Source organism: Streptomyces sp. R-74717 (genome assembly GCF_047305335.1).
Lineage (GTDB): Bacteria > Actinomycetota > Actinomycetes > Streptomycetales > Streptomycetaceae > Streptomyces > Streptomyces atratus.
The window spans coordinates 6,823,248-6,847,469 of the sequence record NZ_CP102361.1 but is presented as its reverse complement, the minus strand read 5'-3'; the positions used below and the strand labels follow the sequence as shown (position 1 = coordinate 6,847,469).

The window sequence follows — 24,222 nt, the reverse complement described above, 5'->3', positions numbered from 1 at the left end:
CCGCAGGAGAGGCCCCGCCCGCCATGACCGTACGCCGCAGCGCAGCAACGCTCGCCGTCACCGCCACCGTGCTCTGTGCGGCCGCTGCCCCGGTCGCGGTCGCAGCGCCGTCCCCGTCGCCCTCGCCGTCCGTCGCACTGCCTTCCGGGCTGTACGGGACGAAGGACCCCACGTACGACGGTGTCTGGCGGCAGTCGCTGGCCTTCCTCGCCCAGCGGGTCGAGGGCGTCACGCCCGCCACGAAGTCGGTGGACTGGCTGATCGCCCAGCAGTGCGGCAACGGCGCCTACGCCGCGTACCGGCCCGATGTCTCCCAGCCGTGCGCCGAGAAGACCGTGCTGGACACCAATGCCACCGCGGCCGCCGTCCAGGCGCTCGTCGAGGTGGGCGGGCACCGGGACATCGTGAACAACTCTGTGCGCTGGCTGAAGTCCGTACAGAACGAGGACGGCGGCTGGGGTTACACCGCGGGCAGCCCCAGTGACGCCAACTCCACCTCGCTGGTGATCGGCGCCCTTGCCCGGCAGGGCCAGCGGATCGGGGACATCACGACCCCGGGCGGCAAGACCCCCTACGACGCACTGCTGGGGCTCGCGATCCCGTGCGGCGGCAAGGACGGCGGCGCCTTCGCCTACCAGCCCGACAAGGCCGGGAAGCTCGCCGCCAACGCGGACGCCACCGCGGCCGCCGTGCTCGGCACGATGGGCAAGGGCCTGGCCGTCGGGGACAACGCCGCGGTCAAGGCGCCCAACTGCCACCCGGGGTCCGGTCTCACGCCCGAGCAGGCCGCCCAGAACGGCGCCCACTTCCTCGCGGACACCCTCGCGACCAGCGGTCACCTCAACCTGGCGCCGATGCCCGGCGCCGCCGACTCCACCCCGCAGCCCGACTTCGGCAACACCGCGGACGCGGTCGTCGCGCTGTCGGCCGCGGGCCACCAGGACAAGGCGGCCAAGGCCGTGACCTGGCTGAAGAAGAACTCCGCGGCCTGGGCCGAGCAGAACGGTCCCGCCGCCTACGCGCAGCTCGCCCTCGCCGCCCACGCGACCGGTGCCGACGCCCGCGACTTCGGCGGCGTCAACCTGATCGACAAGCTGAACGCGACCGGTCCCGCCCCCGCGGCCGTCACGACGCCCGACCCGTCCGCCGACACCGGGTACGTGGCCACGGAGAAGGACCAGGTCCACAGCGGGGACGACGTGATCGGCGGCGTGTGGTGGTACGTCGGCATCGGCCTCGTCGTCGGTGCGGGCGCCGGCTTCCTGATCAGCGGCCGCCGGAAGAACCAGCAGCTGTGAGGCGGGCGGGAAGGGCCGCCGCTCTCCTGGTGATCCTGGGCGCCGTCCTGGCCGTGCTCGGCGCGGGGACGGCTCAGGCGGCCGGGTACCGGTACTGGTCGTTCTGGGAGGGCTCCGGCACCGGCTGGACGTATGCCACCCAGGGCCCGTCCCTGGTCCGGCCGGACGACGGCGCGGTGCAGGGCTTCCGGTTCTCGGTGAGCGAGGACTCCCAGGACTCGGCGAAGCCGCGCCGCTCCCCCGGCTTTACGGAGATCTGCGCGGACACCCCGGCCGAGGACGGCACCAAGCGGGTCGCGCTGGTCATCGACCCGGGCACGGCGGCGGACGCCCCGGCCGGCGAGACTCCGCCCGCGCTGCGCACCGCGTGCGCACGGGTCGCCCCGGACGCGAGCACCGCGGAGGCGCTCGCCTCGGTGGCCAAACCGCTGCGCTACAGCAGCGACGCGCTGCTCTGTGCCATATCCGGCTATCCGGCCTCGGGCTGCGGCGAACAGGTCTCGGACGACGGTCACCAGGCGCCTGCCGCGTCCGCATCCGCGTCCCCGGCCGATTCCGCCGCCGACGGGGACTCCGGCGGCTCCGGCGGCGGACCGTCCGTCGGGGTGCTGGTCGGGGCCGGTGCCGTTCTTCTCCTCGGCACAGCCGCAGTCGTGCAGGCCCGCCGCCGCCGCGGATGACCGCCTCGACCACCCGCCCGGCCCGGCCGCGCCGCCCACTGCGCGCCCCCGGGGCGACCCGGAGCAACGCCCTGCCCGCCGGGGCCTGGTGGCTGTGGGCGCTCGGCCTCGCCACCGCCGCGTCCCGGACCACCAATCCACTGCTGCTCGGCCTGTTGGTGGGGGTGGCGGGCTATGTGGTCGCGGCGCGCCGTACGGATGCGCCGTGGGCCCGTTCGTACGGAGCGTTCATCAGGATCGGGCTGTTCGTCGTCGGTGTGCGGCTGGTCTTCTCCGTCTTTCTCGGTTCGCCGATCCCCGGTACGCATACGGTGTTCACACTCCCCGAAGTGCCGCTGCCCGACTGGGCGAAGGGTGTCAGGATCGGTGGCCGGGTCACCGCCGAACAGCTGGTCTTCGCGCTGTACGACGGGGCGAAGCTGGCCACCTTGCTGATCTGCGTCGGTGCGGCGAACTCGCTCGCCAACCCGGCCCGGCTGCTGAAGTCGCTGCCGGGTGCGCTGTACGAGGCGGGGGTCGCCGTCGTCGTCACGATGACGTTCGCGCCGAACATGGTCGCCGATGTGGTGCGGCTGCGCACCGCGCGGCGGCTGCGGGGCCGTCCGACCGGTGGCATCAAGGCGGTCCTCCAGATCGGACTGCCGGTCCTGGAGGGCGCGTTGGAGCGGTCGGTCGCGGTGGCGGCCTCGATGGACGCGCGCGGATACGGGCGCACCGCACAGGTCCCGCCCGCCGTCCGGCACACCACGAACGTCCTCACGCTCGGCGGGCTGCTCGGGGTGTGCGCGGGTACGTACGGTCTGCTGGCCGCGCAGGGTGCGGTGTACGGCCTGCCGCTGCTGATCGCCGGGCTCGTCGCCGCGATGGCCGGGCTGCGGCTCGGCGGGGCCCGCTCGGTCCGTACCCGCTACCGGCCCGACCGGTGGGGTGTGCGCGCCTGGCTGGTGGCGGGTTCGGGGGTCGCCGTGGCCGTGGCGATGATCTGGGCGGGCGGTGTCGACGGGGAGGCGCTGCACCCCGGGGTCGTACCGCTGGTCGCACCGGTGCTTCCGTTGTGGCCCGCGGCGGCGGTGCTGATCGGGCTGCTGCCCGCGGTGGTGGCGCCCGTGCCGCCCCCGGTGGGCGCCCCGAACTCCAAGGAGAGCCAGTGATCCGGTTCGAGCACGTCTCGGTGCAGTACGAGGGGACGGAGCGCCCCACCCTCTCCGGGGTCGATCTGACCATTCCCGAGGGCGAGTTGGTACTGCTCGTCGGTCCGTCCGGGGTCGGGAAGTCGACGCTGCTGGGCGCCGTGTCCGGTCTCGTACCGCACTTCACCGGCGGCACGCTGAGCGGCCGGGTCACGGTCGACGGCCGTGACACGCGTACTCACAAACCACGCGAACTCGCCGATCTGGTCGGCACGGTGGGCCAGGACCCGCTCTCCCACTTCGTCACCGACACGGTCGAGGACGAGCTGGCGTACGGGATGGAGTCGCTGGGCCTCGCCCCCGATGTGATGCGGCGGCGGGTCGAGGAGACCCTCGATCTGCTGGGCCTGGCCGGGCTGCGCGACCGGCCGATCGCCACGCTCTCCGGCGGGCAGCAGCAGCGGGTGGCGATCGGCTCGGTCCTCACCCCGCACCCGAAGGTCCTGGTCCTCGACGAGCCGACGTCCGCGCTGGACCCGGCGGCGGCCGAGGAGGTCCTCGCCGTGCTGCAACGGCTGGTGCACGACCTCGGTACGACGGTCCTGATGGCGGAGCACCGGCTGGAGCGGGTGGTGCAGTACGCGGACCAGGTCGTCCTGCTGCCGTCGCCGGGCGTCGCACCGGTCATGGGCGCGCCCGCGGACATCATGGCCGTCTCCCCGGTCCACCCGCCGGTCGTCGCGCTGGGCCGGCTGGCGGGGTGGGAGCCGCTGCCGCTCTCGGTCCGCGATGCCCGGCGCCGGGCGGCGGGCCTGCGCGAGCGGCTGGCGCAGGCACAGCCGCCCGCCCCGTCGCCCGCACCGGCCGGTGCAACCGTGGCCCCGCTGCCCGCCGCCCCCGCGCGGCGCGGCGCCCTCGCCCGGCTGCTGGGCCGCGGCGCACGGACCACCACCGCCGCTTCCGAGCCCGTCGCCGATGCCACGGCCCGGGTCGAGCGTCTCGGTGTACGGCGTGGGCGAGTCGAGGCGCTGCGCCGGGTGACGCTCACCGTCGCCGCCGGCGAGACCGTCGCCCTGATGGGCCGCAACGGTGCGGGCAAGTCCACCCTGCTGGCCGCGCTCGTCGGCATGGTCGAGCCCACCGCGGGCACCGTCCTCGTCGGGGGCCGGACCCCGCACCGTACGCAGCCGCGCGAGATGGTGCGCCGGGTCGGCCTCGTACCGCAGGAACCACGCGATCTGCTGTACGCGGACACGGTCGCCGCCGAGTGCGCCGCGGCCGACGCCGACGCGGGCGCCGCAGCGGGCAGCTGTCGGGCCCTGGTCTCCGAACTGCTGCCCGGTGTGCCGGACGACACACACCCCCGCGATCTCTCCGAGGGGCAGCGCCTCGCGCTCGCCCTGGCCGTCGTGCTCACCGCGAGGCCCCCGCTGCTGCTCCTGGACGAGCCGACCCGCGGGCTGGACTACGCGGCGAAGGCCCGACTGGTAGGGGTGCTGCGCACTCTCGCGGCCGAGGGGCATGCGATCGTCCTGGCCACGCACGATGTGGAACTCGCCGCCGAGCTGGCGCACCGGGTGGTGATACTCGCCGACGGGGAGAGCGTCGCGGACGGGGAGACCCGGCAGGTGGTGGTCTCCTCCCCGGCGTTCGCTCCGCAGACCGCGAAGATCCTCGCCCCGCAGGAGTGGCTGACCGTGACGCAGGTGCGCGGCGCGCTGGGAGCCACGTCATGAGCGGGCGCCGGACACGGCCGGTACGTCTCGGGCCGCGTGCGATCGCCGCGCTCGTCCTCGTCAGTGCGATCGGTGTGGTCGCGTTCGGCTGGCCGCTGCTGGCCGGTGCGGACTCCGGTCTGGCGCATTCCCAGGACGCGCCGTGGCTGTTCGCCGCGCTGCTGCCGCTGCTGGTCGGCGTGGTCGTCGCGATGATCGCGGACTCCGGTCTCGACGCGAAGGCGGTGGCGATGCTGGGGGTGCTGGCCGCGGTCGGCGCCGCGCTGCGCCCGCTGGGCGCGGGCACGGCGGGGCTGGAACCGATGTTCTTCCTGATGGTGCTGAGCGGCCGGGTGCTCGGGCCCGGCTTCGGCTTCGTGCTCGGCTCGGTGACGATGTTCGCGTCCGCGCTGCTCACCGGTGGGGTGGGCCCGTGGATGCCGTTCCAGATGCTGTCGATGGGCTGGTTCGCGATGGGCGCGGGCCTGCTGCCGGGCCCGGACCGGCTGCGCGGGCGGGCCGAGCTCCTGATGCTCGCGGCGTACGGGTTCGTGGCGTCGTTCGCGTACGGCACGGTGATGAACCTGTACGGCTGGACGATCGTGCCCGGACTCGGTTCGGGGATCTCCTTCCAGCCGGGTGACCCGCTGCCGGAGAACCTGGTCCGCTTCCTCGCGTACTGCATGGCCACTTCGCTCGGCTGGGACCTGGGCCGGGCCGTGCTCACCCTGGTGCTGACCCTCACCATCGGCGCGACGCTGCTGAAGGCGCTGCGCCGGGCCACCCGCCGCGCCGCCTTCGAGGCCCAGGTCACATTCGACGCCCCCGGCACGTGAGGCCTCCCACAGGGCCTTGATGCTCCACGAGGCGGGGTAGTAGCCGCACCCACTCGGCACGAACATCGTCCAGCACGAGAGCGGCTGGAACCCCAGCGCGACCAACGCCTCGTCCGGCGCCTATGGCCTCGTCCAGGCCCTGCCCGGCTCGAAGATGGCCTCCGCCGGCTCCGACTGGAAGACCAACGCCAAGACCCGGATCAAGTGGGGCATGGACTACATGAACTCCCGCTACAGCAGCCCGTGCGGCGCCTGGTCGTTCTGGCAGGCCAACCACTGGTACTGAGCCGACACCCGCTGAGCTCGCACGAAGGCCCCTCGAATCCGCCACCGGTCTGGGCCTTCGCCACACCCTGACGCAGGTCAACACATGGCCAACGGTCTACTTCATATAACTTGGCCAGCTTAATAACCCGTTGGTCCATTTAGGCGCATTTTGCTCGGGTGTCCGTTCCCGTCAGCCGCCGGAGCGTTGTCACGTACGTGGAACCTCGAGACTTCTGGGATCGGAACGCCGTACTGGCGGAAGCATTCTGCGCCAGCGACGAACGCATGCGTCTGGCGCAGGCGCTACTGGACGAGGCGCAGGCGGAGCGGAGCAGGACGCTTGCGGCCTTCGCCGTCACAGTCGGCGACGACGGCTCGATCGCAGACATGATGGGCCTCAACGAACGCGAAGTGCGATTAGCACGACGCACGGTGGGCCGCGGTGACGCCCGGTCCCTTGCCCAGGAGCTCCTGAGCCAGCCCCCGCAAGCGACGAGGGAAGCACCGGCCGAACCCGCACCCGAGATCCCCGTGCCTCACCCGCGCGAAGAGGTGATCGTTCCGCCGCTGGACACGCCACCGCCGGCCCCGGCCTCACCCCCTCCTCCTTTGCCGCCCGTCGAGATGGAGAACACGGTCGTCTGGTCGCCCAGCATGGACTCCGTGCTGCTGTGGAGCTGGGAGTCCGGCCTCGACGTGCAGACGGTCGCCGCCGAACTCGGTCTGGACGTACGGGCACTGCTGATGCGCGTACAGGAGCTCGCCAACGACGGACTGCTCACGCTCGCGACCCCGGTCGCCGAGGTGAGCCGGTCCGGGCGGCACCGCCGCCAGCACGAGGACGGATACGCCGCACTGTTCGGCCCCACCACCACCTTCCCCACCCACGTGCCGTACTGAGCGGGCGCACCCGTCCGTCGCCCCCGGCGGCATGGACCCGGCCGGGTCCATGCCGCCGGGACGCACGGTTCAGTGCCGCGCGGCGACCGTGTCGAACCAGCGCACGATCTGCGGCCCCGACTTCATGTACGTGGCGTTGTGGCCGGCGGAACCCTGGTCGGTCACCGGGGCCCGGACGCCGTGTGCGGCCAGATCGGCGGCGCAGTTACGGGCGTTGGCGATCGGCACATCGGTGTCGCCGGACGAGGAGTAGAGGCGCACGGGAACGTCCGGCTTCCAGGCGCAGTTGCCGTCCTGAGCGCGCACCGCGGCCAGCAGGGCGCCGGTGGGGTGCTGGACCTGCCGGTAGTAGTCGTCGGTGAGCAGCTCCTTCAGCGTCGCGGGCAGCGCCGGGATGATCTGCTCCTCGGTGTGGTCGGTGTCGAAGAGGTCGTCGACGATTCCCGCGTACGGCTCCCGGAACGCTTCGGCGGGGTCCTTGTAGAGCGGGTGGAGCCTGTTCTGCGCGGTGAGGAAATACGTCATGTAGAAAATGCCGCTGGTGTCGTTGACACTGCCGTCGAACAGGCCGGGTGTCTCGACGTGCTCGATGTCGTACGGCCCGGAGACGGGGGCGAGGGCCCGGAGCCTGAAGTGCCGGTCGACGCCGTTGTCGAGGGCCCTGCCCAGGGCCATCGCGACCTGGCCGCCCTGGGAGAAGCCACTGGCGTACACCTCGCCGGTGAGCGGGCGGTCCAGGCGCAGTGCTGCGGTGCGGGTGGCCCGCAGCATGTCCACGGAGGCCGTGACGGAGGACTTGGTGTCCATGTACGGGTGGCGGCCCGGCCCCTTGCCGAGGCCCAGGTAGTCGGGGGCGGCGACGGCACGGCCCGCCGAGGCGTGGAGATAGGGCGCGAAACGGCCGAAGTCCTCGCCGACGGAGGGCGCGTAGTCGCGGTGGGCCATCGTGCCGTGGGTGTCGGAGACCAGGTCCAGGCGGTGCGGGCCGCCCTTGGGGAGGGCGAGGAGGCCGGTGGCGATGGTGGGTGTGCCCTGCGGGGTGATGGTGCGGTAGGTGAGGCGGTAGGCCCGCAGGCCGTGGCGGACGGTGTCGGTGTCCATCCCTCCGGAGGCGAGGAAGCGGGCGACGTCGGCACGACCGAGGTCGGCCACGGGGGTGATGTCCAGGAGGGCCCCTCTGCCGTGCGCCGCGGCCGAGGGGGGTGACTCGGGTGCGGCGGTGGGCTGTTGGGCCACGGCCGGTGCGGTGCCGAGTGCGGCGAGCAGCAACACGGTGGCGGTCGCCAGACCGCGGCGGGCGGCGCGGTGTCGCGTGTTCCACGTTGTGTGGTTCATACGGCTGTTGTCGTCCATGACCACGACGCTATGCAGCCGCGCGCGGCGCCGGTACCGGCGTGGCCCCCCGGCCGGAGGTACATCTGGCAACACCCCCGGCCGGGGGTCTTCCTCCACAGTGCCGCGTTACAGCCGCTGGATGATCGTGCCCGTCGCCAGCGCTCCGCCCGCACACATCGTGATCAGAGCGAACTCCTTGTCGCGGCGCTCCAGTTCATGCAGGGCCGTGGTGATCAGCCGGGCCCCGGTGGCGCCCACCGGGTGGCCCAGCGCGATGGCTCCGCCATTGACGTTGACCTTTTCGAGGTCCTGCTCGAAGACCTGGGCCCAGCTCAGCACCACCGATGCGAAAGCCTCGTTGATCTCGACGATGTCGATGTCCTTGAGTGACATCCCGGCCTTGCCGAGCACCGCGCGGGTCGCGTCGATCGGTCCGTCGAGGTGGAAGTGCGGGTCGGCGCCGACCAGCGCCTGCGCAACGATCCTGGCGCGCGGCTTGAGCTTGAGCGCACGCGCCATCCGCTTGGACGCCCACATGATCGCGCAGGCGCCGTCGGATATCTGCGAGGAGTTGCCCGCGGTGTGGATCGCGGTGGGCATGACCGGCTTGAGCCGGCCGAGCCCCTCCATCGTGGTGTCCCGCAGCCCCTCGTCCCGGTCGACCAGACGCCACATGCCCTGCCCGGCCGCCTGCTCCTCCTCGGTGGTCGGCACCTGGACCGCGTACGTCTCCCGTTTGAACCGTTCCTCGGCCCAGGCGACGGCGGCCCGCTCCTGCGAGATCAACCCGAGCGAGTCGACGTTCTCCCGGGTGAGTCCGCGATTGCGGGCGATGCGCTCGGCCGCCTCGAACTGGTTGGGCAGGTCGACGTTCCACTCGTCGGGCCAGGGCTTGCCCGGTCCGTGCTTGGAGCCGCTGCCCAGCGGCACCCGCGACATGGCCTCGACACCGCAGCTGATGCCGATGTCGATCACTCCGGCCGCGACCATGTTGGCGACCATGTGGGAGGCCTGCTGCGAGGAGCCGCACTGACAGTCCACGGTGGTGGCGGCGGTCTCGTACGGAAGGCCCACGGCGAGCCAGGCGTTGCGGGCCGGGTTCATGGACTGTTCGCCGGCGTGGGTGACCGTACCGCCGACGATCTGTTCGACGCAGTCGGCGTGGATGCCGGTGCGGCCGAGGAGTTCTCGGTAGGTCTCGCCCAGCAGGTAGGCGGGGTGCAGATTGGCGAGCGCGCCTCCGCGCTTGCCGATGGGGGTGCGTACGGCTTCGACGATGACGGGTTCCGCGGCCATGAGCTCGTCCTCTCCTCGCACTTCCGCAGGGGCGTCCCGGCGCCCACGGAGGGGAACTAGTACGCGTTCTAGTTCCGCAGGCAGTCTTGTGGGGCTTACCCCGGGTACGCAAGGGTCTTGCACGCACCTTGCGCCCGCTTCATACCTGCCTCACCCACTCTTCACGCAACAGATCGGGCCACCCCTCTTGCCAGTTGTAGAACTCGTTACTACCTTTCGGGCAACTTCTGATGGGTCGTCAGACATCGTTCGGGCGACTCTCGGCCCGACCTGGAGTTGCCGATGCCCTGCCCCCATCTGCCCGAAGGGTTCGACTTCACCGATCCCGATCTGCTCCAAGCCCGCATTCCGCACCCGGAGTTCGCACAGATGCGGCAGACCGCACCGGTCTGGTGGTGCACCCAGCCGGCCGGTATCTCCGGTTTCGACGACGAGGGCTACTGGGTCGTCACCCGGCACGCGGACGTCAAGTACGTCTCCACCCATCCCGAGCTGTTCTCCTCGAACACCAACACCGCGGTCATCCGGTTCAACGAGTCGATCAGCCGCGACCAGATCGAGGTCCAGAAGCTGATCATGCTGAACATGGACCCGCCCGAGCACACCCGGGTCCGGCAGATCGTCCAGCGGGGGTTCACACCCCGGGCGATACGCTCCCTGGAGCAGGCCCTTCACAGCCGCGCCCGCCAGATCGTCGAGACCGCTCTGGCCGCCGCAGGCGACGACGGTTCGTTCGACTTCGTCACCAACATCGCCGTCGAACTTCCGCTCCAGGCCATCGCGGAACTCATCGGCGTACCGCAGGAGGACCGTTCCAGGATCTTCGACTGGTCCAACAAGATGGCCGCGTACGACGATCCCGAGTACGCGATCACCGAGGAGGTCGGCGCCGAGGCGGCCATGGAGATCGTCTCGTACTCGATGAATCTGGCGGCCGCCCGCAAGGAGTGCCCGGCCAAGGACATCGTCTCCCGGCTGGTCGCCGCGGAAGGTGAAGGGAACCTCTCCTCCGACGAGTTCGGCTTCTTCGTGATCCTGCTCGCCGTCGCCGGGAACGAGACCACCCGCAACGCCATCAGCCACGGCATGCACGCCTTCCTCACCCACCCCGACGAGTGGGAGCTCTACAAACGCGAACGGCCGGAGACGACCGCCGAAGAGATCGTCCGCTGGGCCACCCCCGTGGTCTCCTTCCAGCGGACGGCCACTCAGGACACCGAACTGGGCGGGCAGCAGATCAAGAAGGGCGACAGGGTCGGGCTGTTCTACTCCTCGGCCAATAACGACCCCGACGTCTTCGAGAACCCGGAGACCTTCGACATCTCCCGCGATCCCAACCCCCACCTCGGCTTCGGCGGCGGCGGTCCGCACTTCTGCCTCGGCAAGTCCCTTGCTGTGATGGAGATCAACCTGATCTTCAACGCGATCGCGGATGTGCTGCCGGACCTGCGGCTGGTCGACGACCCGCGGCGGCTGCGCTCGGCATGGCTCAACGGGATCAAGCAGCTTCAGGTCAGCACCGCCGCGAGCGTCGGTACCGCCGGGAGCTGACCGCTTCCGGCAGCTTCGGACGGCGGGGGCCTCCCCCTCACGCCCCGGCCCCCGCCGTCCGTACCGACAAGCCCCGCACCCCCGTCCGAACCCCCGCGCAGGACACGCACAACAGCGCGAGGATGATGACGGGCATGCACGCCCTGCTCTCCGCCTTCGCCCCCATCTGGACGCTCACGGCCATCGGTTACGCGGTCGGTCGCAGTGGTCTCCTCGGCGAACAGGCGGAAGCCGTGCTCGGTCGGTTCGTCTTCCATGTGGCGATGCCCGCCGCCCTGTTCACCATGGTTTCCGGGGCGCGGCCGGCCGCCTTCGCCAACTCCTCGATGGTGGCCTTCGCGGCGGGTACGGCGCTGGTCTGCGGCCTCGGCTTCGTGGCGGCCGGCCGGCTCTTCGGCCGCGGCACGGCCGACCGGGCGATCGGCAGCATGGCGTCCGGCTACGTCAACTCCGCGAATCTCGGTATTCCGGTGGCGGTCCAGGTGCTCGGCGACGCGTCGTTCGTCGCCCAGATCATCCTGTTCCAGGTGTTGTTGGTCTCCCCGGTGATCCTGACGCTGCTGGACACGGGCACGGGGACGGGCTCCGGAAAGGGCGTCGTGGTCCGGCGGATGCTGACCATGCCGGTCCGCAACCCCATCATCATGGCCTCGTTGCTGGGTGTCGTCGTCTCCGCACTCGGACTGCGGCTGCCGCACGCCCTCGCCCACTCCTGCGACCTGCTCGGCGCCGCCGCCGTGCCGACGGCCCTGATCACGCTGGGCCTGTCCCTGAACAGCCGCCCGGCGACCGGCGGTCCGACGGAGCACACGGAGCCTGCCGAGTCCACGGTGCGTACGAAGCGTGCGGAGGTCGTTGTGACGGTCGCACTCAAGACGTTGGTCCAGCCCCTGATCGCCTTCGTCGTCGGCGGCCCGCTGTTGCATCTGCCGGACCACCAGTTGATGGCCGTCGTGCTCTGTTCCGCGCTGCCGACCGCTCAGAACGCCTTCATCTACGCCCAGCAGTACGGCCTGGACACCCGTGTGGCCCGCAACTCCGTGGTGGCCTCGACGGTGGTGTCCATGGCCACACTGTCCTTCGCCACCTGGGTGCTCGGGACGACCGGCCCCTGAGCCGTTCGAGTGGCGGTCCGGGGCCGATGGGCGGATGCTGGTCAGGCGGCGATCCATGCCGAAGGGGTGCCGGGACGATGTGTTCGTCCCGGCACCCCTTCGGCCCTCACGGGCTCCGTGCCACTAGTGCTGCTTGCTGCTCACCGCGTCGTCGGGCGACCTCGGTGCCGGCACCGGCACCGTGATCCCGTCCTGCGGCTCCGCCGCCGCAGGCGCGGCCGGCAGCTGCAGCCTCCGCGGCCCCGACAGTACGTAGGTCAGCCCGAAGCCGAGCGCGACGACGGCCGCGCCGCCCACCGCATCCAGCACCCAGTGATTGGCCGTGGCCACGATCGCGGAGACCGTGAACAGCGGGTGCAGCAGTCCCAGCGCCTTCATCCACATCTTCGGGGCAAGCATGACGATGACCACACCGCACCAGAGCGACCAGCCGAAGTGCAGCGAGGGCATCGCCGCGTACTGATTGGTCATCGAGGTCAGCGTTCCGTAGTCCGGCTTCGCGAAGTCCTGCACTCCATGGACCGTGTCTATGAAGCCGAGTCCCGGCATCAGCCGCGGCGGGGCCAGCGGGTAGAGCCAGAAGCCGACCAGCGCGAGGATCGTGGCGAAGCCGATGGAGCTGCGGACCCAGCGGTAGTCCGCGGGGCGTCGTACGTACAGCACACCGAGGATCGCCAGCGGCACGATGAAGTGGAACGTCGAGTAGTAGTAGTCGAAGAAGTCCCTCAGCCAGGTGACCTGGACGACCGCGTGGTTGGCCCAGTGCTCGATGTCGATGTGCAGCCACTGTTCGAGGGAGTGGATCTGCCGGCCGTGGTGTTCGGCGGTGGCACGGCCGGCCGTCGCCGCGAGCCTGACCTGTGCGTAAGCGGAGTACACGACCCTGATCAGGAGCAGTTCCAGCAGCAGATTGGGCCGGCTGAGCACCCGCCGCCAGAACGGCAGCAGGGGGATGCGGCTCCAGCGGGCCGCGACCGGGGCCGCGTAGTCCGTCGGGATCGGGTGTTGCCAGTACGGCGAGGTGCGCGGCAGGAACGGTGCGGCACAGGCCGCGCCGAGCGCCGCGATCAGCAGCACGTTGTCGCGTACGGGGAAGACCACCGCCATGTTCGGCAGCAGCATCTTCCCCGGCAGTGTGAGCACGAGTACCACGACCGCCGGCCACACCAGCCGGTCGGAAGCCCGCTTGCCCACCCGGCCGACCACGGCGAGCAGCACCCACAGCAGCTGGTGCTGCCAGGCGGTGGGTGAGACGGCGACGGCGACACAGCCGGTCACGGCGACGGCGAGCAGCAGCTGCCCGTCGCGTGCGTACCGTATGGCGCGGCGCAGTCCGAGGTAGCAGACGGCGGCCGCCAGCACCACGAACAGCGCGATTTCGAGCGGGCCCTCCAGGCCGAATCGGAGCAGCGCGCCGTGCAGGGACTGGTTGGCCAGGCTGTCCGCGTTGTCGCCGAGCCCGGCGCCCGCGACATGGTGCACCCAGTAGGTCCATGAGTCGTGCGGCATCGCGGCCCAGGCCAGCGCGGTGCAGGCGGCGAACGCGATGCCACCGGTCACCGCCGCCCGCCGGCGGCCGGTGAACCAGAGCAGGACCGCGAAGAGCAGCACGGTCGGCTGGAGCGCGGCCGCGAGCCCGATCAGGAGGCCCGAGGCACGTTCCCCGCGGACCGCGAAACAGGCCAGCAGCACCAGCAGGACCGGCAGGATGCTGGTCTGCCCCAGGTGGAGTGCGTTTCGGACCGGCAGGGAGAGCATCAGCAGGCTGATCGCGACGGGGGCGGCCAGCAGTGAGGTGCGGCGGGTGACCGGGCCCGGCAGCGCGCGGGCGGCGACGATACCGAGGGCGGCGACGAGCAGCAGCGAACCGAAGGTCCAGGCGACGCCCAGGCTCTGTTCGGCGATCCGGGTCAGTGGCTTCAGCACCAGCCCGGCGAACGGGGTGCCGGTGAACCGGTCGCTGCTGTACAGCGAGCCCGTCACGTGCAGGACACCGTTCTCACCGATCCAGGTCTCCAGATCAGTGAGCCGTTCGCCCGGCGGCTGCCGTAGCACCACCGCCATCTGCCGTACGGCCAGTGCGGCCACAACCAGCCAGAGCAGAGCCCGGGCAGCCCCGGTCCTCTCCCCTGTCGCCGCATTTCCGCGCACACTGTGCTCCGCATTCGCCACGCTGCGCCGACCCTCCCGCCGTTTCCGTGCCCGTCCCTCGACCTGGGCATGCTGTGAAACCTTCGCATTGCGCTATGAGGTAGACACAATCAACCCCCTCTTCGCCTGACTGTCATCATTCTTTTTTTCCGAAAAAATGACCGAAGGACCTGTTGGGTCGGGCCTCGGCGCCGGAACCGGACCGGTGGTTCCCACGTCCTCCCCCGTGTTCGTCGATCACGGGGGAGGAAGACAGGACATGCGGTGCGCAGGGGGGATGCGGGGTGTGCGGGGTGAGGGGCGCGGGTGGGTGGTGCGTGCACTGTCACTGCTGCTGATGCTGGCGTCGCTGCAGCTGGGGTCGCTGATCAGCCCGGCGTACGCCTGTGGCTGCGGGGCGATGGTCCCGAGCAGGGCAACCCAGGTCTCGGTCGACCGGGAGACGTCGGTGGTGGACTGGGACGGCCGTACCGAGCAGATCGTCATGCGGCTCACGGTCCGCGGGGACGCCCCCGAGGCGGCCTGGATCATGCCGGTGCCGCACCGGGCGACCGTGGAGCTCGGTGATCCGTCGCTCTTCTCCGAGCTCGCCACCCTCACCGCGCCGGTGCAGGCGACCAGGCACTACTTCTGGCCGCGCTCCCACGACTGGCCGTTCGCCGGTTCGGGCAACAGCGGGGACGGAGCCGGGGCTCCTTCGAGCGCCGCACCGGCGGTCGAGGTGGTGGGCCGGGAACGGCTCGGCCCGTTCGATGTGGCGCGGCTGGCCGCGACCGACCCCGAGGCGCTGCAGAAATGGCTGCAGGACAACGGCTTCGAGCTGCCCGACCGGCTGGCGACGGCGCTGAAGCCCTATGTCGACCAGAAGTGGGAGTACGTCGCGATCCGCCTCGCTCCCCGGGACAAGAACAGTCCCCTCGGCGGCGACCTCGATCCGCTGCGGCTGCGCTTCGCCAGCGACCGGCTGGTCTACCCGATGCGGCTGTCGAAGCTCGCCTCGACGCCGCAGCAACTGGGCCTGTACGTCCTGGCGGCGCATCGGATGGAGCCGCGCGACGCGATCGGCGGCAATGCGCCGCAAGTGACGTACGCGGGCAGGATCGACCCCCGGTCGGTACGGGCGCTGGAGGCGGTGACGGGCGGGAAGCCGGTGTTCGTCACCGCGATCGAGCAGTCGTTCCCGTACCCGGATCGGATCGACGGCGATCATGAACTGCGCGCGGCCGAGGCCGACACCCCGTACCGGACCATGGTGTACACGGACAGGCTGCTGACCGTGGGCGGTGTCCCCGCCTGGGTGCTGTCGCTGCTCGGGGCCGTGCTGGTGGCGGCCGCGGTGATACTGCTGGTGCTGCGGGTCCGACGGCACCGGCCGGTGGTGCCTCCGCCGCCGGTCACGGTTCCGCCGCCGCTGGGATGAGCGCCGGGGCCGCTTGCCGCACTCCGAACGCTTGCGTGCGGAGTGAAGCGCCGGCTCCACCGATCCGTTCGTTCTTCGCTGCCGAGCTGGTCAATCCGTTCGCTCCTCTGATCGTGATCAAGTCAGAATGACCGGCATGACCTGGACCGTGGCCCCCGAACCCTTCGACTCCCCCGACGCGGCGCTGCTGCGTCGCGACTATTACGACGAGGTCGCCAGCCGATACTGGGGGCGGCCCGCGACCGCCGAGGAGATCGACGAGGGGCTCACCGACGACGGCGCCGACCGGCTCGCTCCGCCCACCGGCCAGTTCGTCGTCGGCCGGTTCGGGGGGAAGCCGGCGGCCTGCGCCGGGCTGCTGGTGGTGGACACGGACGTCGCGGAACTGACCCGGGTGTTCGTACGCCCCGAACACCGCGGTACGGGCGGCGGCGGGCTGCTCCTGGCGGCCGTCGAGAGCGCGGCGCGCGCGTTCGGCATACGCACAGTCAGGCTCGACACCCGCAATGACCTGGTCGAGGCACGGGGGCTGTACGCCAAGCACGGCTATCGGGAGGTTCCGGCGTTCCACCGGCGACAGTACGCGGAGCACTGGTTCGCCAAGGAGTTGTAAGGGTGCAGGAGGCGCAGGAGGTTTCCGCGAAGCGGCTCACCCGGGTCGGGCCGCGTGGTCCCGCATCGCCTCGGGGCTGTGCGGCCGCTCCTTGCGCGACCCGTTCGTCTCGGCGGTCAGCTCCGCCACGAGCTTGACCAGGTCCGTCGGCCGTTCCGGCCCCCACCAGTCACCCAGCAGCTCGGCCATCGATTCCTCACGGGCCTCCGCGAGCTTCACCACCACTTCCGCGCCGGTCTCCGTGAGCACCAGCTGTATGCCTTCGCGCCGGACCAGTCCGCGCTCCTCCAGCTGACGCGCCGCCTCGGTGATCACCCGTAGCGGCACCGGGGTGACCTCGGCGAGCATGGCCGGTTCGACCGTGCCGTGCCGGGCTGTGCGCAGCAACATCCAGCTCGCCGCGGGCAGCAGGTCGTACCCCGCCCTCTTGGTGATCTCCTCGTAGACCTTGCGGCGCCCCGCGCGGGTGGCGAGCACCGAGAGGGCCCGGGCGCATTCGTCGTACGAGGACCGCTCGACCGGGTTCGACGCCAGGGTCTCGGTGGGCTCCGGCGCGGTCACCGAGCCGCGCAGCTTGTCCTCCCTGAGGAACCACGCGAAGACGAAGGCGACCAGGACGACGGGTGCCGCGTACACGAACACATCGGTGATCGAGGTCGAGTACGCGTGGAGCACCGAGGGCCGCAGCGCGGGCGACAGCTGGCCGATGGCGCGCGGGTCGGCGGCCAGCCCCTGGGCACTGACCCCGGGGGGCAGGGAGCGGCCGGCGAGCGCGGCGCCCAGTTTGTCGGTGAGCCGGTTCGTGAAGATCGTGCCGAAGACGGCCACACCGAACGAGGCGCCGATGGAGCGGAAGAAGGTGGCTCCGGACGTGGCGACGCCGAGATCCTCGTACGTGACGGCGTTCTGCACGACCAGCACCAGAACCTGCATCACCAGGCCGAGCCCGGCACCGAAGACGAAGAAGTAGATGCTCATCTCCAGGGTGCTGCTGGTCTCCGTGAGCCGGTGCAGGAGTTGCAGTCCGATCGCGGTGATGCCGGTGCCCGCGATCGGGAAGACCTTCCAGCGGCCGGTGCGGCTGACGATCTGCCCGGACAAGGTCGAGGTGAGGAGCAGACCGAGCACCATCGGGAGCATGTGCACACCGGACATCGTCGGCGTGATGCTGTGCACCACCTGCAGGAAGGTCGGCAGATAGGTCATCGCGCCGAACATCGCGAAGCCCACGACGAAGCTGATGACGGCGACGAGGGTGAAGGTCCTGATCCGGAACAGCTTCAGCGGAATAACGGGCTCTGCGGCGCGGCGCTCCACGTGCACGAAGGCGATCAGCAGCAGCACGCTCAGCACGGCGAGACCGATGATCTGCGCGGAGCCCCAGGCCCAGGTGGTGCCGCCGAGCGAGGCGACGAGGACCAGACAGGTGGCGAGGGAGGCGATGAGGAAGGTGCCGAGGTAGTCGATGGTGTGCTGCGTACGGCGGACCGGGATGTACAGCACGGCGGCGATCACGAGGAGCGCGACGACGCCGATCGGCAGGTTGATGTAGAAGACCCAGCGCCAGCTGAGATGCTCGGTGAAGAAGCCGCCGAGGAGCGGCCCGAGGACGCTCGTCGCACCGAAGACCGCTCCGAACAGGCCCTGGTACTTGCCTCGTTCGCGCGGCGCGACGATGTCGCCGACGATCGCCATCGAGAGCACGATGAGGCCGCCGCCGCCGAGGCCCTGAAGGGCACGGAAGCCGATGAGCTGCGGCATGTTCTGGGCGACGCCGCAGAGCGCCGAGCCGATGAGGAAGATGACGATGGCTGTCTGGAAGAGCTTCTTGCGCCCGTACTGGTCGCCGAGCTTGCCCCAGAGCGGCGTCGCGGCGGTCGACGCCAGCAGATAGGCCGTGACGACCCAGGAGAGATGTTCCAGACCGCCGAGGTCGCTGACGATGGTCGGCAGCGCGGTGGAGACGATGGTCTGGTCGAGCGCGGCCAGAAGCATGCCGAGAAGAAGCGCACCGATGGCCACCATGACCGACCGCGTGGAGCGGTCCTCGCCGGGGGCCGGGGCCGGGGGGCTCAGATGCTTGGCCATGGAACATCTCCTCGGATCCGCTACATCCCCATCCTGGCCGTTCCGCACGGTTATGGCCTGCCGAGCGGGACCGGGCCCGGGACCTGCGGGGACGAGCCCTGGGCGGGTGTCGCAGCGGGATTCGTCCCGGGTGCGCATTTCGGTACGGCATTGGGCATCCCGGCAGCGGGCTGCATAATCGCAGGCAGTTCAAGGGGAGGGGCCCACAATGACAGGACATATATGCCCGGAATGCGGTATGGACAGCAGACCGGACCAGAGACAGAGACCTGATGGAGGCCCGGACGGAAGACCGGACGGGGCGCTGCCGGCCGGGGGGCCGGGCGGAAGACCCGGGGCCGGCTGCGCGTGTGGGGAGCGGGCGGCACAGCGGGCCGCCGAGCAGCAACGGGCCGCGCGGTCGGCGGCCGACTTGGCGGAGATCGCGGCGGCGGAGGACTTCGATCCGCTACGTATCCGGCCGTACGTGACGCTGGGGGGCGACGAGACACCGGCCGCAGACGACGAGCAGCACCACAGACCGGCGGGGGACGCGGCCACGACGATGCCGCTCTTCCTCGGCCCGGCGACGGCAGGTCCGCTGCCGGATGCCGTCGAGCCGGCCGAAGCCCCCAACACCACGGCCCGCGCACCGCACCTCGCACCGGCCTTCGCACCCGCCGACGATCCCGTTCAGCCGCGCCGCCGACGGCCCTTCGCGGCACTCGCCGTAGGAGCGGCCGTGGCCACGGTGGTGGGCACGGCCGCGTTCGCGGGCGGGCTGTTCGACGGAAGCGGCAACGGGGACGCCGACGGGGAACTGGCCCTGCCGAGCACGGTGGCGAGCGCCCCGGCGGAGGAGACGGCATCGGCCTCCGCATCGGCCTCCGCATCGGCCGCGCCCTCCGGACCGGCTTCCACGTCACCGTCCGCGTCCGCCTCCACATCCCCCTCGGCGAGCATCTCGCCGCCCCCCTCCGCATCCGCCGCCTCACGGCCGGCCACCGCCTCGCCCTCCGCGTCCACGCCGCACGCGAGCCGCCCGGCCTCGTCCGCACCGCCCGCTTCACTGGCCGGTCCGACGCTGCGCCTCGGCGACCAGGGGCCCGCGGTGGCCGAGCTGCAACGCCGGCTGGAGGAGATCTGGCTGTTCCACGGGCGGGACGACGGCGACTTCACGAGCCAGGTCGAGCACGCCGTGAGCGTCTACCAGTCGTACAAGTCCATCGAGGGCGACCCGTCGGGGGTGTACGGCCCCAACACGCGCCGCGCCCTGGAGGCGGAGACGACGGGCCGGGGACGCTCCTGACCACCCGGCCCGACGACCCCGCCCGGGACGGAATTGGCTTTCCCGGACGGGTTTTTGTATCGTGATGGAACAAAGTAGCCTCCGCCCGCCACTCCCTGACCGGCGGGCGAGGCTGCTTGTTCTCTTTCCTGCGTCATTGCCTCCCCCCGCGCTCTGGAGCCCGCCCATGCCGGCCACCGTCCTCACAGCCCGCGCCCTCCTTCTGGACATGGACGGCACCCTCGTGAACTCCGACGCCGTCGTGGAGCGCTGCTGGCGGCGCTGGGCACTGCGGGAGGGGCTCGACCCGGAGGCCGCGCTCAAGGTGGTTCACGGGCGGCAGGGGTACGCCACCATGGCGGTGCTCCTCCCGGACCGTCCGATGGAGCAGAACTACGCGGACAACCGGGTGATGCTCGCCGAGGAGACCGCCGACACCGACGGCGTCGTCCCGATCGCCGGCGCACCCGCCTTCATGGACGCGATCGCCGGGCTCCCGCACGCCCTGGTCACCTCGGCCGACGAGGCGCTGGCCCGGACCCGGATGAACGCGTCCGGACTTCGGATGCCGGTCACCCGTGTCACCGCCGAGAGCGTCGGCGCGAGCAAGCCGGACCCCGAGGGCTTCCTCAAGGGAGCGGCCGAGCTGGGCTTCGCCCCGGCGGACTGTGTCGTCTTCGAGGACTCGGAGGCGGGCATCGCGGCCGGCCGGGCGGCGGGCATGCGTGTCGTGGGCGTCGGCCCGCGGGCCGCAGCACTCTCGCCCGACGCGCACGTCGAGGACCTGACTCAGCTCCGGGTGGAAGCGGCGGCCGACGGTTCGATCCGGCTGCACATCAGCGCGCGATAGCCGGGCGCCGGCGGGCCTCGGTCCGCGACAGCCGGCCTCCGGCAGTCCTCAGTCCCGGTGCAGCCGTCCCCGTGCCACCAGTTCGAGCACGGCCGTGACGGCCACCGCCTGTACGGCCATGAGCGCCACCAGTACGAACAGTTGCACGGCCCCCGCCTGGACCGGCGAGGCGCCACCCAGCAGCATGCCCACAAAGGCGCCCGGCAATGTGACGAGCCCCACCGTCCGCGTCTGATCGAGCCCCGGCAGCAGCGCGTCCGCCGCCGCGGGCCGGGCGATCTCCAGCCTCGCGTCACGGTCGAGCAGCCCGAGCGCCATACCCGCCTCCACCTCCCCGCGCCGGGTCGTCAACTCGTCCAGCGCCCGCCGCCCGCCGAGCACGGTCGCGGTCAGCGCACCCCCGATGAGGATGCCGGTCACCGGGATCAGCGCGATGCCCCGGACCGGGACAAGTCCGGTGAGCAGCAGCAGGGCGACCACCGGCGCGACCCCCGCCCCGATCGGCAGAGCCGCCCACCACCAGGTGCGATTGCGGGTGATCCGGCGGCCCGCGGTCCGTACCGCCACGGCGTACATCAGCGCCACGAACGCGAGCAGCGGCGGCAGCGAACGGACCACCCAGCCGATGAGCAGGGAAACCGCGGCGAGTTGGACCGCGGCCCGCAGCCCGGCCAGCAGGATCTCGCGCGACCGGCCGAGCGAGGCCAGGGCGGCGACGGAGGCCGCCGCCGCGAGCAGCAGGGCCAGGACGACCCCGAGCGTGATGTTGACCCGTAGCAGCACGCCGTAACCCTACGACCGGCCAGGCTCGGAGTACCTGCGCGAATCGGCCCGATGCACCGGCGAATTGCCAGTGCGTCAGTACGTGCGCCCGCGCAGATGCGGACGTACGCCCCCATGCCCCAGCCCTGTTCGTCAGAACTCTTGATGTGACGTGCCCATGTCGCCACTCTGTTACCTGGCGCCCACCCCACGGAAACCTGGCGCCGCCACGATGGCCGGGCCCCACGGGTCACCCGTCCAAGGTCCCCCCACATCAAGGGAGTTCGCATGTCAGGTGTCTACGCGCGTCGCATCGCTGTCGTCGCCGCATCCGCCGCCCTCGCCGCAACCACCGGACTGCTCACCGCCCCCACCGCCCAGGCGGCCATGCCCACCCCGGTCTCGGCATCGACCGCCCGTACCTATCTGAGCGAACTGACAGTCTCCGCGGAGGGCTCGTCGACCGGCTACAGCCGCGACAAGTTCCCGCACTGGATCACCCAGTCGGGCACCTGCAACACCCGTGAGGTCGTCCTCAAGCGGGACGGCACGAATGTGACGCAGGACTCCAGCTGCGCAGCCGTCAGTGGAAGTTGGTACTCGGAGTACGACGGCGCCACCTGGACCGCCGCATCCGATCTGGACATCGACCACATGGTCCCGCTCGCCGAGGCCTGGCGATCGGGCGCCAGCAGCTGGACGACCGCCCAACGACAGGCGTACGCCAACGACCTGACGCGCCCGCAGCTGATCGCGGTCACCGACAATGTCAACCAGTCCAAGGGCGACCAGGACCCGGCCAGTTGGCTGCCCTCGCGCACCGCGTACCGGTGCACGTACGTGCGCGCCTGGGTGCATGTGAAGCACTACTACAACCTGAGCGTCGACTCGGCCGAGAAGAGCGCCCTGCAGTCCGTCCTGAACGGCTGCTGAACGGCCGCTGCACCACACAGCGAGGACCGCGCCGGGCAACCGCGTCCGGCCCCTCGCCGGAGAGGCGGGGGCCGCTGAGCGGAACCGGCCCACCCTCCCCCGTCGTTCCGTACCGTACGGAGCCGTGCACGCCGCACGGCTCCGTACCCGTACACCGGGACGACGCGAGGAGGGCACACCATGGCCGGGCTCCGGCTGGGACCACTGCTGAGGTACGTCGACTGGGAGACCGCTGCGACCGCTACCGTCTGGGTCGAGGCGGACCGGCCGCGCACGGCCGAAGTCCGTTGCGCGGACGGCGCGTCGGGCTCCTCCCGTACGTTCGCGATCGCCGGTCACCACTACGCGCTGGTCGTGGTCACGGGCCTGACTCCGGGCTCGACCACAGCGTACGAGGTACTGCTCGACGAGCGACGGGTGTGGCCGCCCCAGAACTCCCGCTTCCCTCCGAGCACCATCACCACACCGCCCCTGGCCGAGGAGACGGACCACCGGACCGTACGGGCCGTCTTCGGCTCCTGTCGCTGGGCGGCTCCCCCGGCCGGCGAGCGGGACCTCTCCTGCGGCCCCGGTCCGCGCGCGGACCTGCCCGACCCGGCCGGCCCGGACGCCCTCGGCACCCTTGCCACCCATCTCGCCGGCGACCCCGACGCGGAACGCCCCGACGTACTGCTGCTCCTCGGCGACCAGGTCTACGCGGACGAGACATCGCAGGCAACCCGCCGCCGCCTCGCCGCACGCCGCGATCTGCGTGAGCCGCCCGGCCCGCAGGTGGCGGACTACGAGGACTACACCTGCCTCTACGACGAGTCGTGGCGCGACCCCGAGGTGCGCTGGCTGCTCTCCACCGTCCCCAGTTGCATGATCTTCGACGACCACGACGTCATAGACGACTGGAACACCAGTGAGGCCTGGCTCACCGCCATCCGGGCCACCCACTGGTGGCACGAGCGGATCGTCAGCGGGCTGATGTCGTACTGGGTCTATCAGCATCTCGGCAATCTCTCCCCCACCGAACTGACCACCGACCCGCTCTACGCAGCGGTCCGCGCCACCCCGGACGGCACCGAGACGCTGCGCCGCTTCGCCGCCGAGGCGGACGCCCAACCGACCCGTACACGCTGGAGCCACCGACGTGATTTCGGCCGAGTACGGCTGCTGATGGTGGACACCCGCGCGGCCCGCGAGCTCGACGAGCAGCGGCGGTCGATGCTCGACGCCGAAGAGGCGCGCTGGGTGCGCGAGGAGGCCCTTGCCGACCCCGGTTCGTACGACCATCTCCTGATCGGCACTTCGCTGCCATGGCTCCTGCCGCCGCTCGTCCACGACGCGGAGCAGTGGAGCGCCGCGCTGTGCCGCGGCGAGCGCGGCGGGCCCGAGGGGCGCTGGGCGCGCTTCGGCGAGAAGCTGCGCCAACGCTCCGACCTGGAACATTGGGCGGCCTTCCCCGACTCCTTCGGGAAGCTGACCGAGCTGATCCGGCAGGCGGGCCGGGGTCCGGACGCCCCGGCGTCGGTATGCGTGCTGTCGGGCGATGTGCACCACGCATACATCGCGGAGCCCGCATGGCCGGCCGGCGTGCCCGGCGGCGCCCCCGAGGCACGCATCCTTCAGCTGACCTGCTCCCCCATGCACAACTCGATCCCCGGCCCGCTCAGGGCCGGCTTCCGCTTCGGCTGGAGCCGGGCGGGGCGGTGGCTCGGCCGGCTGCTGGCGCGGCACGGGCGGACGGGCATACCTCCGGTCCACTGGCGCAGGACCGGCGGACCATGGTTCGGCAATCAGCTCATGACACTCACCCTGCATGGCCGGAAAGCTGCGCTGACATTGGTTCAGGCCAAGGCGACGAAGAAAGGTGCGCAGCTGGAGACGGCGCTTGACCGTTCCCTGACCGATAACCATGGGACGACTTTCAGCAAGCCAACCAAATGTTGAACTTGCAAGCATTGGTGAGGTTTCCCTAACCTGGGGCACTCAATCGGTTCACGTCCCCACCAGACCGAAGGAGCCCTCCC

Annotated in this window: 19 protein-coding genes and 1 pseudogene; 15 read left to right on the top strand and 5 right to left on the bottom strand. The window is 71.1% G+C overall.

What is annotated here, in order from left to right:
* The first annotated feature begins 23 nt into the window (after nucleotides 1-23).
* The 7 genes and pseudogenes from NRF20_RS31390 (at nucleotide 24) to NRF20_RS31360 (ending at nucleotide 6,826) form a co-directional block, all read left to right on the top strand.
* Nucleotides 24-1,298 carry a prenyltransferase/squalene oxidase repeat-containing protein gene (locus NRF20_RS31390; RefSeq protein WP_398631391.1) on the top strand — a complete coding sequence of 425 codons (1,275 nt, stop codon included), beginning with the start codon at nucleotides 24-26 and terminating at the stop codon, nucleotides 1,296-1,298.
* Complete coding sequence (locus NRF20_RS31385) at nucleotides 1,295-1,978, top strand: SCO2322 family protein (protein ID WP_413753715.1); 684 nt, start codon at nucleotides 1,295-1,297, stop codon at nucleotides 1,976-1,978. Before NRF20_RS31390 ends, NRF20_RS31385 begins: the two co-directional genes overlap by 4 nt.
* The gene (locus tag NRF20_RS31380) at nucleotides 1,975-3,129 is read left to right on the top strand and encodes an energy-coupling factor transporter transmembrane component T (RefSeq protein WP_398631389.1); all 1,155 of its coding nucleotides are present in this window, start codon (nucleotides 1,975-1,977) and stop codon (nucleotides 3,127-3,129) included. Before NRF20_RS31385 ends, NRF20_RS31380 begins: the two co-directional genes overlap by 4 nt.
* Nucleotides 3,126-4,844 (top strand): ABC transporter ATP-binding protein, encoded by a 1,719-nt coding sequence (locus NRF20_RS31375; RefSeq protein WP_413753714.1) that lies wholly within the window; start codon nucleotides 3,126-3,128, stop codon nucleotides 4,842-4,844. Before NRF20_RS31380 ends, NRF20_RS31375 begins: the two co-directional genes overlap by 4 nt.
* The gene (locus NRF20_RS31370) at nucleotides 4,841-5,659 is read left to right on the top strand and encodes an ECF transporter S component (protein ID WP_398631387.1); all 819 of its coding nucleotides are present in this window, start codon (nucleotides 4,841-4,843) and stop codon (nucleotides 5,657-5,659) included. Before NRF20_RS31375 ends, NRF20_RS31370 begins: the two co-directional genes overlap by 4 nt.
* Before the next feature lie 58 nt (nucleotides 5,660-5,717).
* Nucleotides 5,718-5,945, top strand: a pseudogene (locus NRF20_RS31365) (transglycosylase SLT domain-containing protein); the annotation flags it as partial.
* A 266-nt stretch (nucleotides 5,946-6,211) separates the two neighbouring features.
* Nucleotides 6,212-6,826: a hypothetical protein gene (locus NRF20_RS31360; protein ID WP_398631386.1), complete on the top strand. Its 615-nt coding sequence runs from the start codon at nucleotides 6,212-6,214 to the stop codon at nucleotides 6,824-6,826.
* Nucleotides 6,827-6,895: 69 nt separating this feature from the next.
* Here the strand turns inward: NRF20_RS31360 and NRF20_RS31355 are convergent, their stop codons facing one another.
* Both NRF20_RS31355 and NRF20_RS31350 read right to left on the bottom strand, forming a co-directional pair.
* Nucleotides 6,896-8,179 carry an alpha/beta hydrolase gene (locus NRF20_RS31355; protein WP_413753713.1) on the bottom strand — a complete coding sequence of 428 codons (1,284 nt, stop codon included), beginning with the start codon at nucleotides 8,177-8,179 and terminating at the stop codon, nucleotides 6,896-6,898.
* A gap of 108 nt (nucleotides 8,180-8,287) precedes the next feature.
* Nucleotides 8,288-9,457, bottom strand: coding sequence for a steroid 3-ketoacyl-CoA thiolase (locus NRF20_RS31350; protein ID WP_114244313.1), 1,170 nt, complete (start codon nucleotides 9,455-9,457; stop codon nucleotides 8,288-8,290).
* Nucleotides 9,458-9,739: 282 nt separating this feature from the next.
* On the opposite strand from NRF20_RS31350, the gene NRF20_RS31345 reads away from it, so the two are divergent.
* Together NRF20_RS31345 and NRF20_RS31340 are read left to right on the top strand one after the other, a co-directional pair.
* Nucleotides 9,740-11,008, top strand: a complete 1,269-nt coding sequence (locus NRF20_RS31345) for a cytochrome P450 (protein WP_413753712.1) — start codon at nucleotides 9,740-9,742, stop codon at nucleotides 11,006-11,008.
* A gap of 134 nt (nucleotides 11,009-11,142) precedes the next feature.
* Nucleotides 11,143-12,123, top strand: a complete 981-nt coding sequence (locus NRF20_RS31340; RefSeq protein WP_266361725.1) for an AEC family transporter — start codon at nucleotides 11,143-11,145, stop codon at nucleotides 12,121-12,123.
* 123 nt (nucleotides 12,124-12,246) lie between these two features.
* Here the strand turns inward: NRF20_RS31340 and NRF20_RS31335 are convergent, their stop codons facing one another.
* A complete protein-coding gene (locus NRF20_RS31335) occupies nucleotides 12,247-14,226 on the bottom strand; it encodes a bifunctional glycosyltransferase 87/phosphatase PAP2 family protein (RefSeq protein WP_413754625.1) in 1,980 nt (659 codons plus the stop codon).
* Between the two features lie 385 nt (nucleotides 14,227-14,611).
* Between NRF20_RS31335 and NRF20_RS31330 the strand changes: the two genes are divergently transcribed.
* Complete coding sequence (locus tag NRF20_RS31330) at nucleotides 14,612-15,694, top strand: DUF2330 domain-containing protein (protein WP_398631504.1); 1,083 nt, start codon at nucleotides 14,612-14,614, stop codon at nucleotides 15,692-15,694.
* Between the two features lie 136 nt (nucleotides 15,695-15,830).
* The gene (locus tag NRF20_RS31325) at nucleotides 15,831-16,307 is read left to right on the top strand and encodes a GNAT family N-acetyltransferase (protein ID WP_398631383.1); all 477 of its coding nucleotides are present in this window, start codon (nucleotides 15,831-15,833) and stop codon (nucleotides 16,305-16,307) included.
* 36 nt (nucleotides 16,308-16,343) lie between these two features.
* Here NRF20_RS31325 and NRF20_RS31320 read toward each other — a convergent pair whose 3' ends face one another.
* A complete protein-coding gene (locus tag NRF20_RS31320; protein WP_413753711.1) occupies nucleotides 16,344-18,395 on the bottom strand; it encodes an MFS transporter in 2,052 nt (683 codons plus the stop codon).
* 208 nt (nucleotides 18,396-18,603) lie between these two features.
* Here NRF20_RS31320 and NRF20_RS31315 point away from each other — a divergent pair, with 208 nt between their 5' ends.
* Together NRF20_RS31315 and NRF20_RS31310 are read left to right on the top strand one after the other, a co-directional pair.
* Nucleotides 18,604-19,683: a peptidoglycan-binding domain-containing protein gene (locus NRF20_RS31315; RefSeq protein ID WP_413753710.1), complete on the top strand. Its 1,080-nt coding sequence runs from the start codon at nucleotides 18,604-18,606 to the stop codon at nucleotides 19,681-19,683.
* 166 nt (nucleotides 19,684-19,849) lie between these two features.
* Entirely contained in the window at nucleotides 19,850-20,512 is a 663-nt protein-coding gene (locus NRF20_RS31310; RefSeq protein ID WP_398631380.1) for an HAD-IA family hydrolase, read from the top strand.
* Between the two features lie 48 nt (nucleotides 20,513-20,560).
* Here the strand turns inward: NRF20_RS31310 and NRF20_RS31305 are convergent, their stop codons facing one another.
* A complete protein-coding gene (locus tag NRF20_RS31305) occupies nucleotides 20,561-21,295 on the bottom strand; it encodes an ABC transporter permease (protein ID WP_266361720.1) in 735 nt (244 codons plus the stop codon).
* A gap of 267 nt (nucleotides 21,296-21,562) precedes the next feature.
* On the opposite strand from NRF20_RS31305, the gene NRF20_RS31300 reads away from it, so the two are divergent.
* Both NRF20_RS31300 and NRF20_RS31295 read left to right on the top strand, forming a co-directional pair.
* Entirely contained in the window at nucleotides 21,563-22,207 is a 645-nt protein-coding gene (locus NRF20_RS31300) for an HNH endonuclease family protein (protein ID WP_398631379.1), read from the top strand.
* 180 nt (nucleotides 22,208-22,387) lie between these two features.
* Complete coding sequence (locus NRF20_RS31295) at nucleotides 22,388-24,142, top strand: alkaline phosphatase D family protein (protein WP_413753709.1); 1,755 nt, start codon at nucleotides 22,388-22,390, stop codon at nucleotides 24,140-24,142.
* Nucleotides 24,143-24,222: the final 80 nt, after the last annotated feature.

Excerpts from the sequence above, each read along its gene's own strand:
- NRF20_RS31390 (WP_398631391.1), top strand. The coding sequence starts at position 24 with ATGACCGTACGCCGCAGCGCAGCAACGCTCGCCGTCACCGCCACCGTG.
- NRF20_RS31380 (WP_398631389.1), top strand. The coding sequence starts at position 1,975 with ATGACCGCCTCGACCACCCGCCCGGCCCGGCCGCGCCGCCCACTGCGC.
- NRF20_RS31370 (WP_398631387.1), top strand. The coding sequence starts at position 4,841 with ATGAGCGGGCGCCGGACACGGCCGGTACGTCTCGGGCCGCGTGCGATC.
- NRF20_RS31360 (WP_398631386.1), top strand. The coding sequence starts at position 6,212 with ATGCGTCTGGCGCAGGCGCTACTGGACGAGGCGCAGGCGGAGCGGAGC.
- NRF20_RS31355 (WP_413753713.1), bottom strand. The coding sequence starts at position 8,179 with ATGGACGACAACAGCCGTATGAACCACACAACGTGGAACACGCGACAC.
- NRF20_RS31350 (WP_114244313.1), bottom strand. The coding sequence starts at position 9,457 with ATGGCCGCGGAACCCGTCATCGTCGAAGCCGTACGCACCCCCATCGGC.
- NRF20_RS31345 (WP_413753712.1), top strand. The coding sequence starts at position 9,740 with ATGCCCTGCCCCCATCTGCCCGAAGGGTTCGACTTCACCGATCCCGAT.
- NRF20_RS31340 (WP_266361725.1), top strand. The coding sequence starts at position 11,143 with ATGCACGCCCTGCTCTCCGCCTTCGCCCCCATCTGGACGCTCACGGCC.
- NRF20_RS31330 (WP_398631504.1), top strand. The coding sequence starts at position 14,612 with ATGCTGGCGTCGCTGCAGCTGGGGTCGCTGATCAGCCCGGCGTACGCC.
- NRF20_RS31325 (WP_398631383.1), top strand. The coding sequence starts at position 15,831 with ATGACCTGGACCGTGGCCCCCGAACCCTTCGACTCCCCCGACGCGGCG.
- NRF20_RS31320 (WP_413753711.1), bottom strand. The coding sequence starts at position 18,395 with ATGGCCAAGCATCTGAGCCCCCCGGCCCCGGCCCCCGGCGAGGACCGC.
- NRF20_RS31315 (WP_413753710.1), top strand. The coding sequence starts at position 18,604 with ATGACAGGACATATATGCCCGGAATGCGGTATGGACAGCAGACCGGAC.
- NRF20_RS31310 (WP_398631380.1), top strand. The coding sequence starts at position 19,850 with ATGCCGGCCACCGTCCTCACAGCCCGCGCCCTCCTTCTGGACATGGAC.
- NRF20_RS31300 (WP_398631379.1), top strand. The coding sequence starts at position 21,563 with ATGTCAGGTGTCTACGCGCGTCGCATCGCTGTCGTCGCCGCATCCGCC.
- NRF20_RS31295 (WP_413753709.1), top strand. The coding sequence starts at position 22,388 with ATGGCCGGGCTCCGGCTGGGACCACTGCTGAGGTACGTCGACTGGGAG.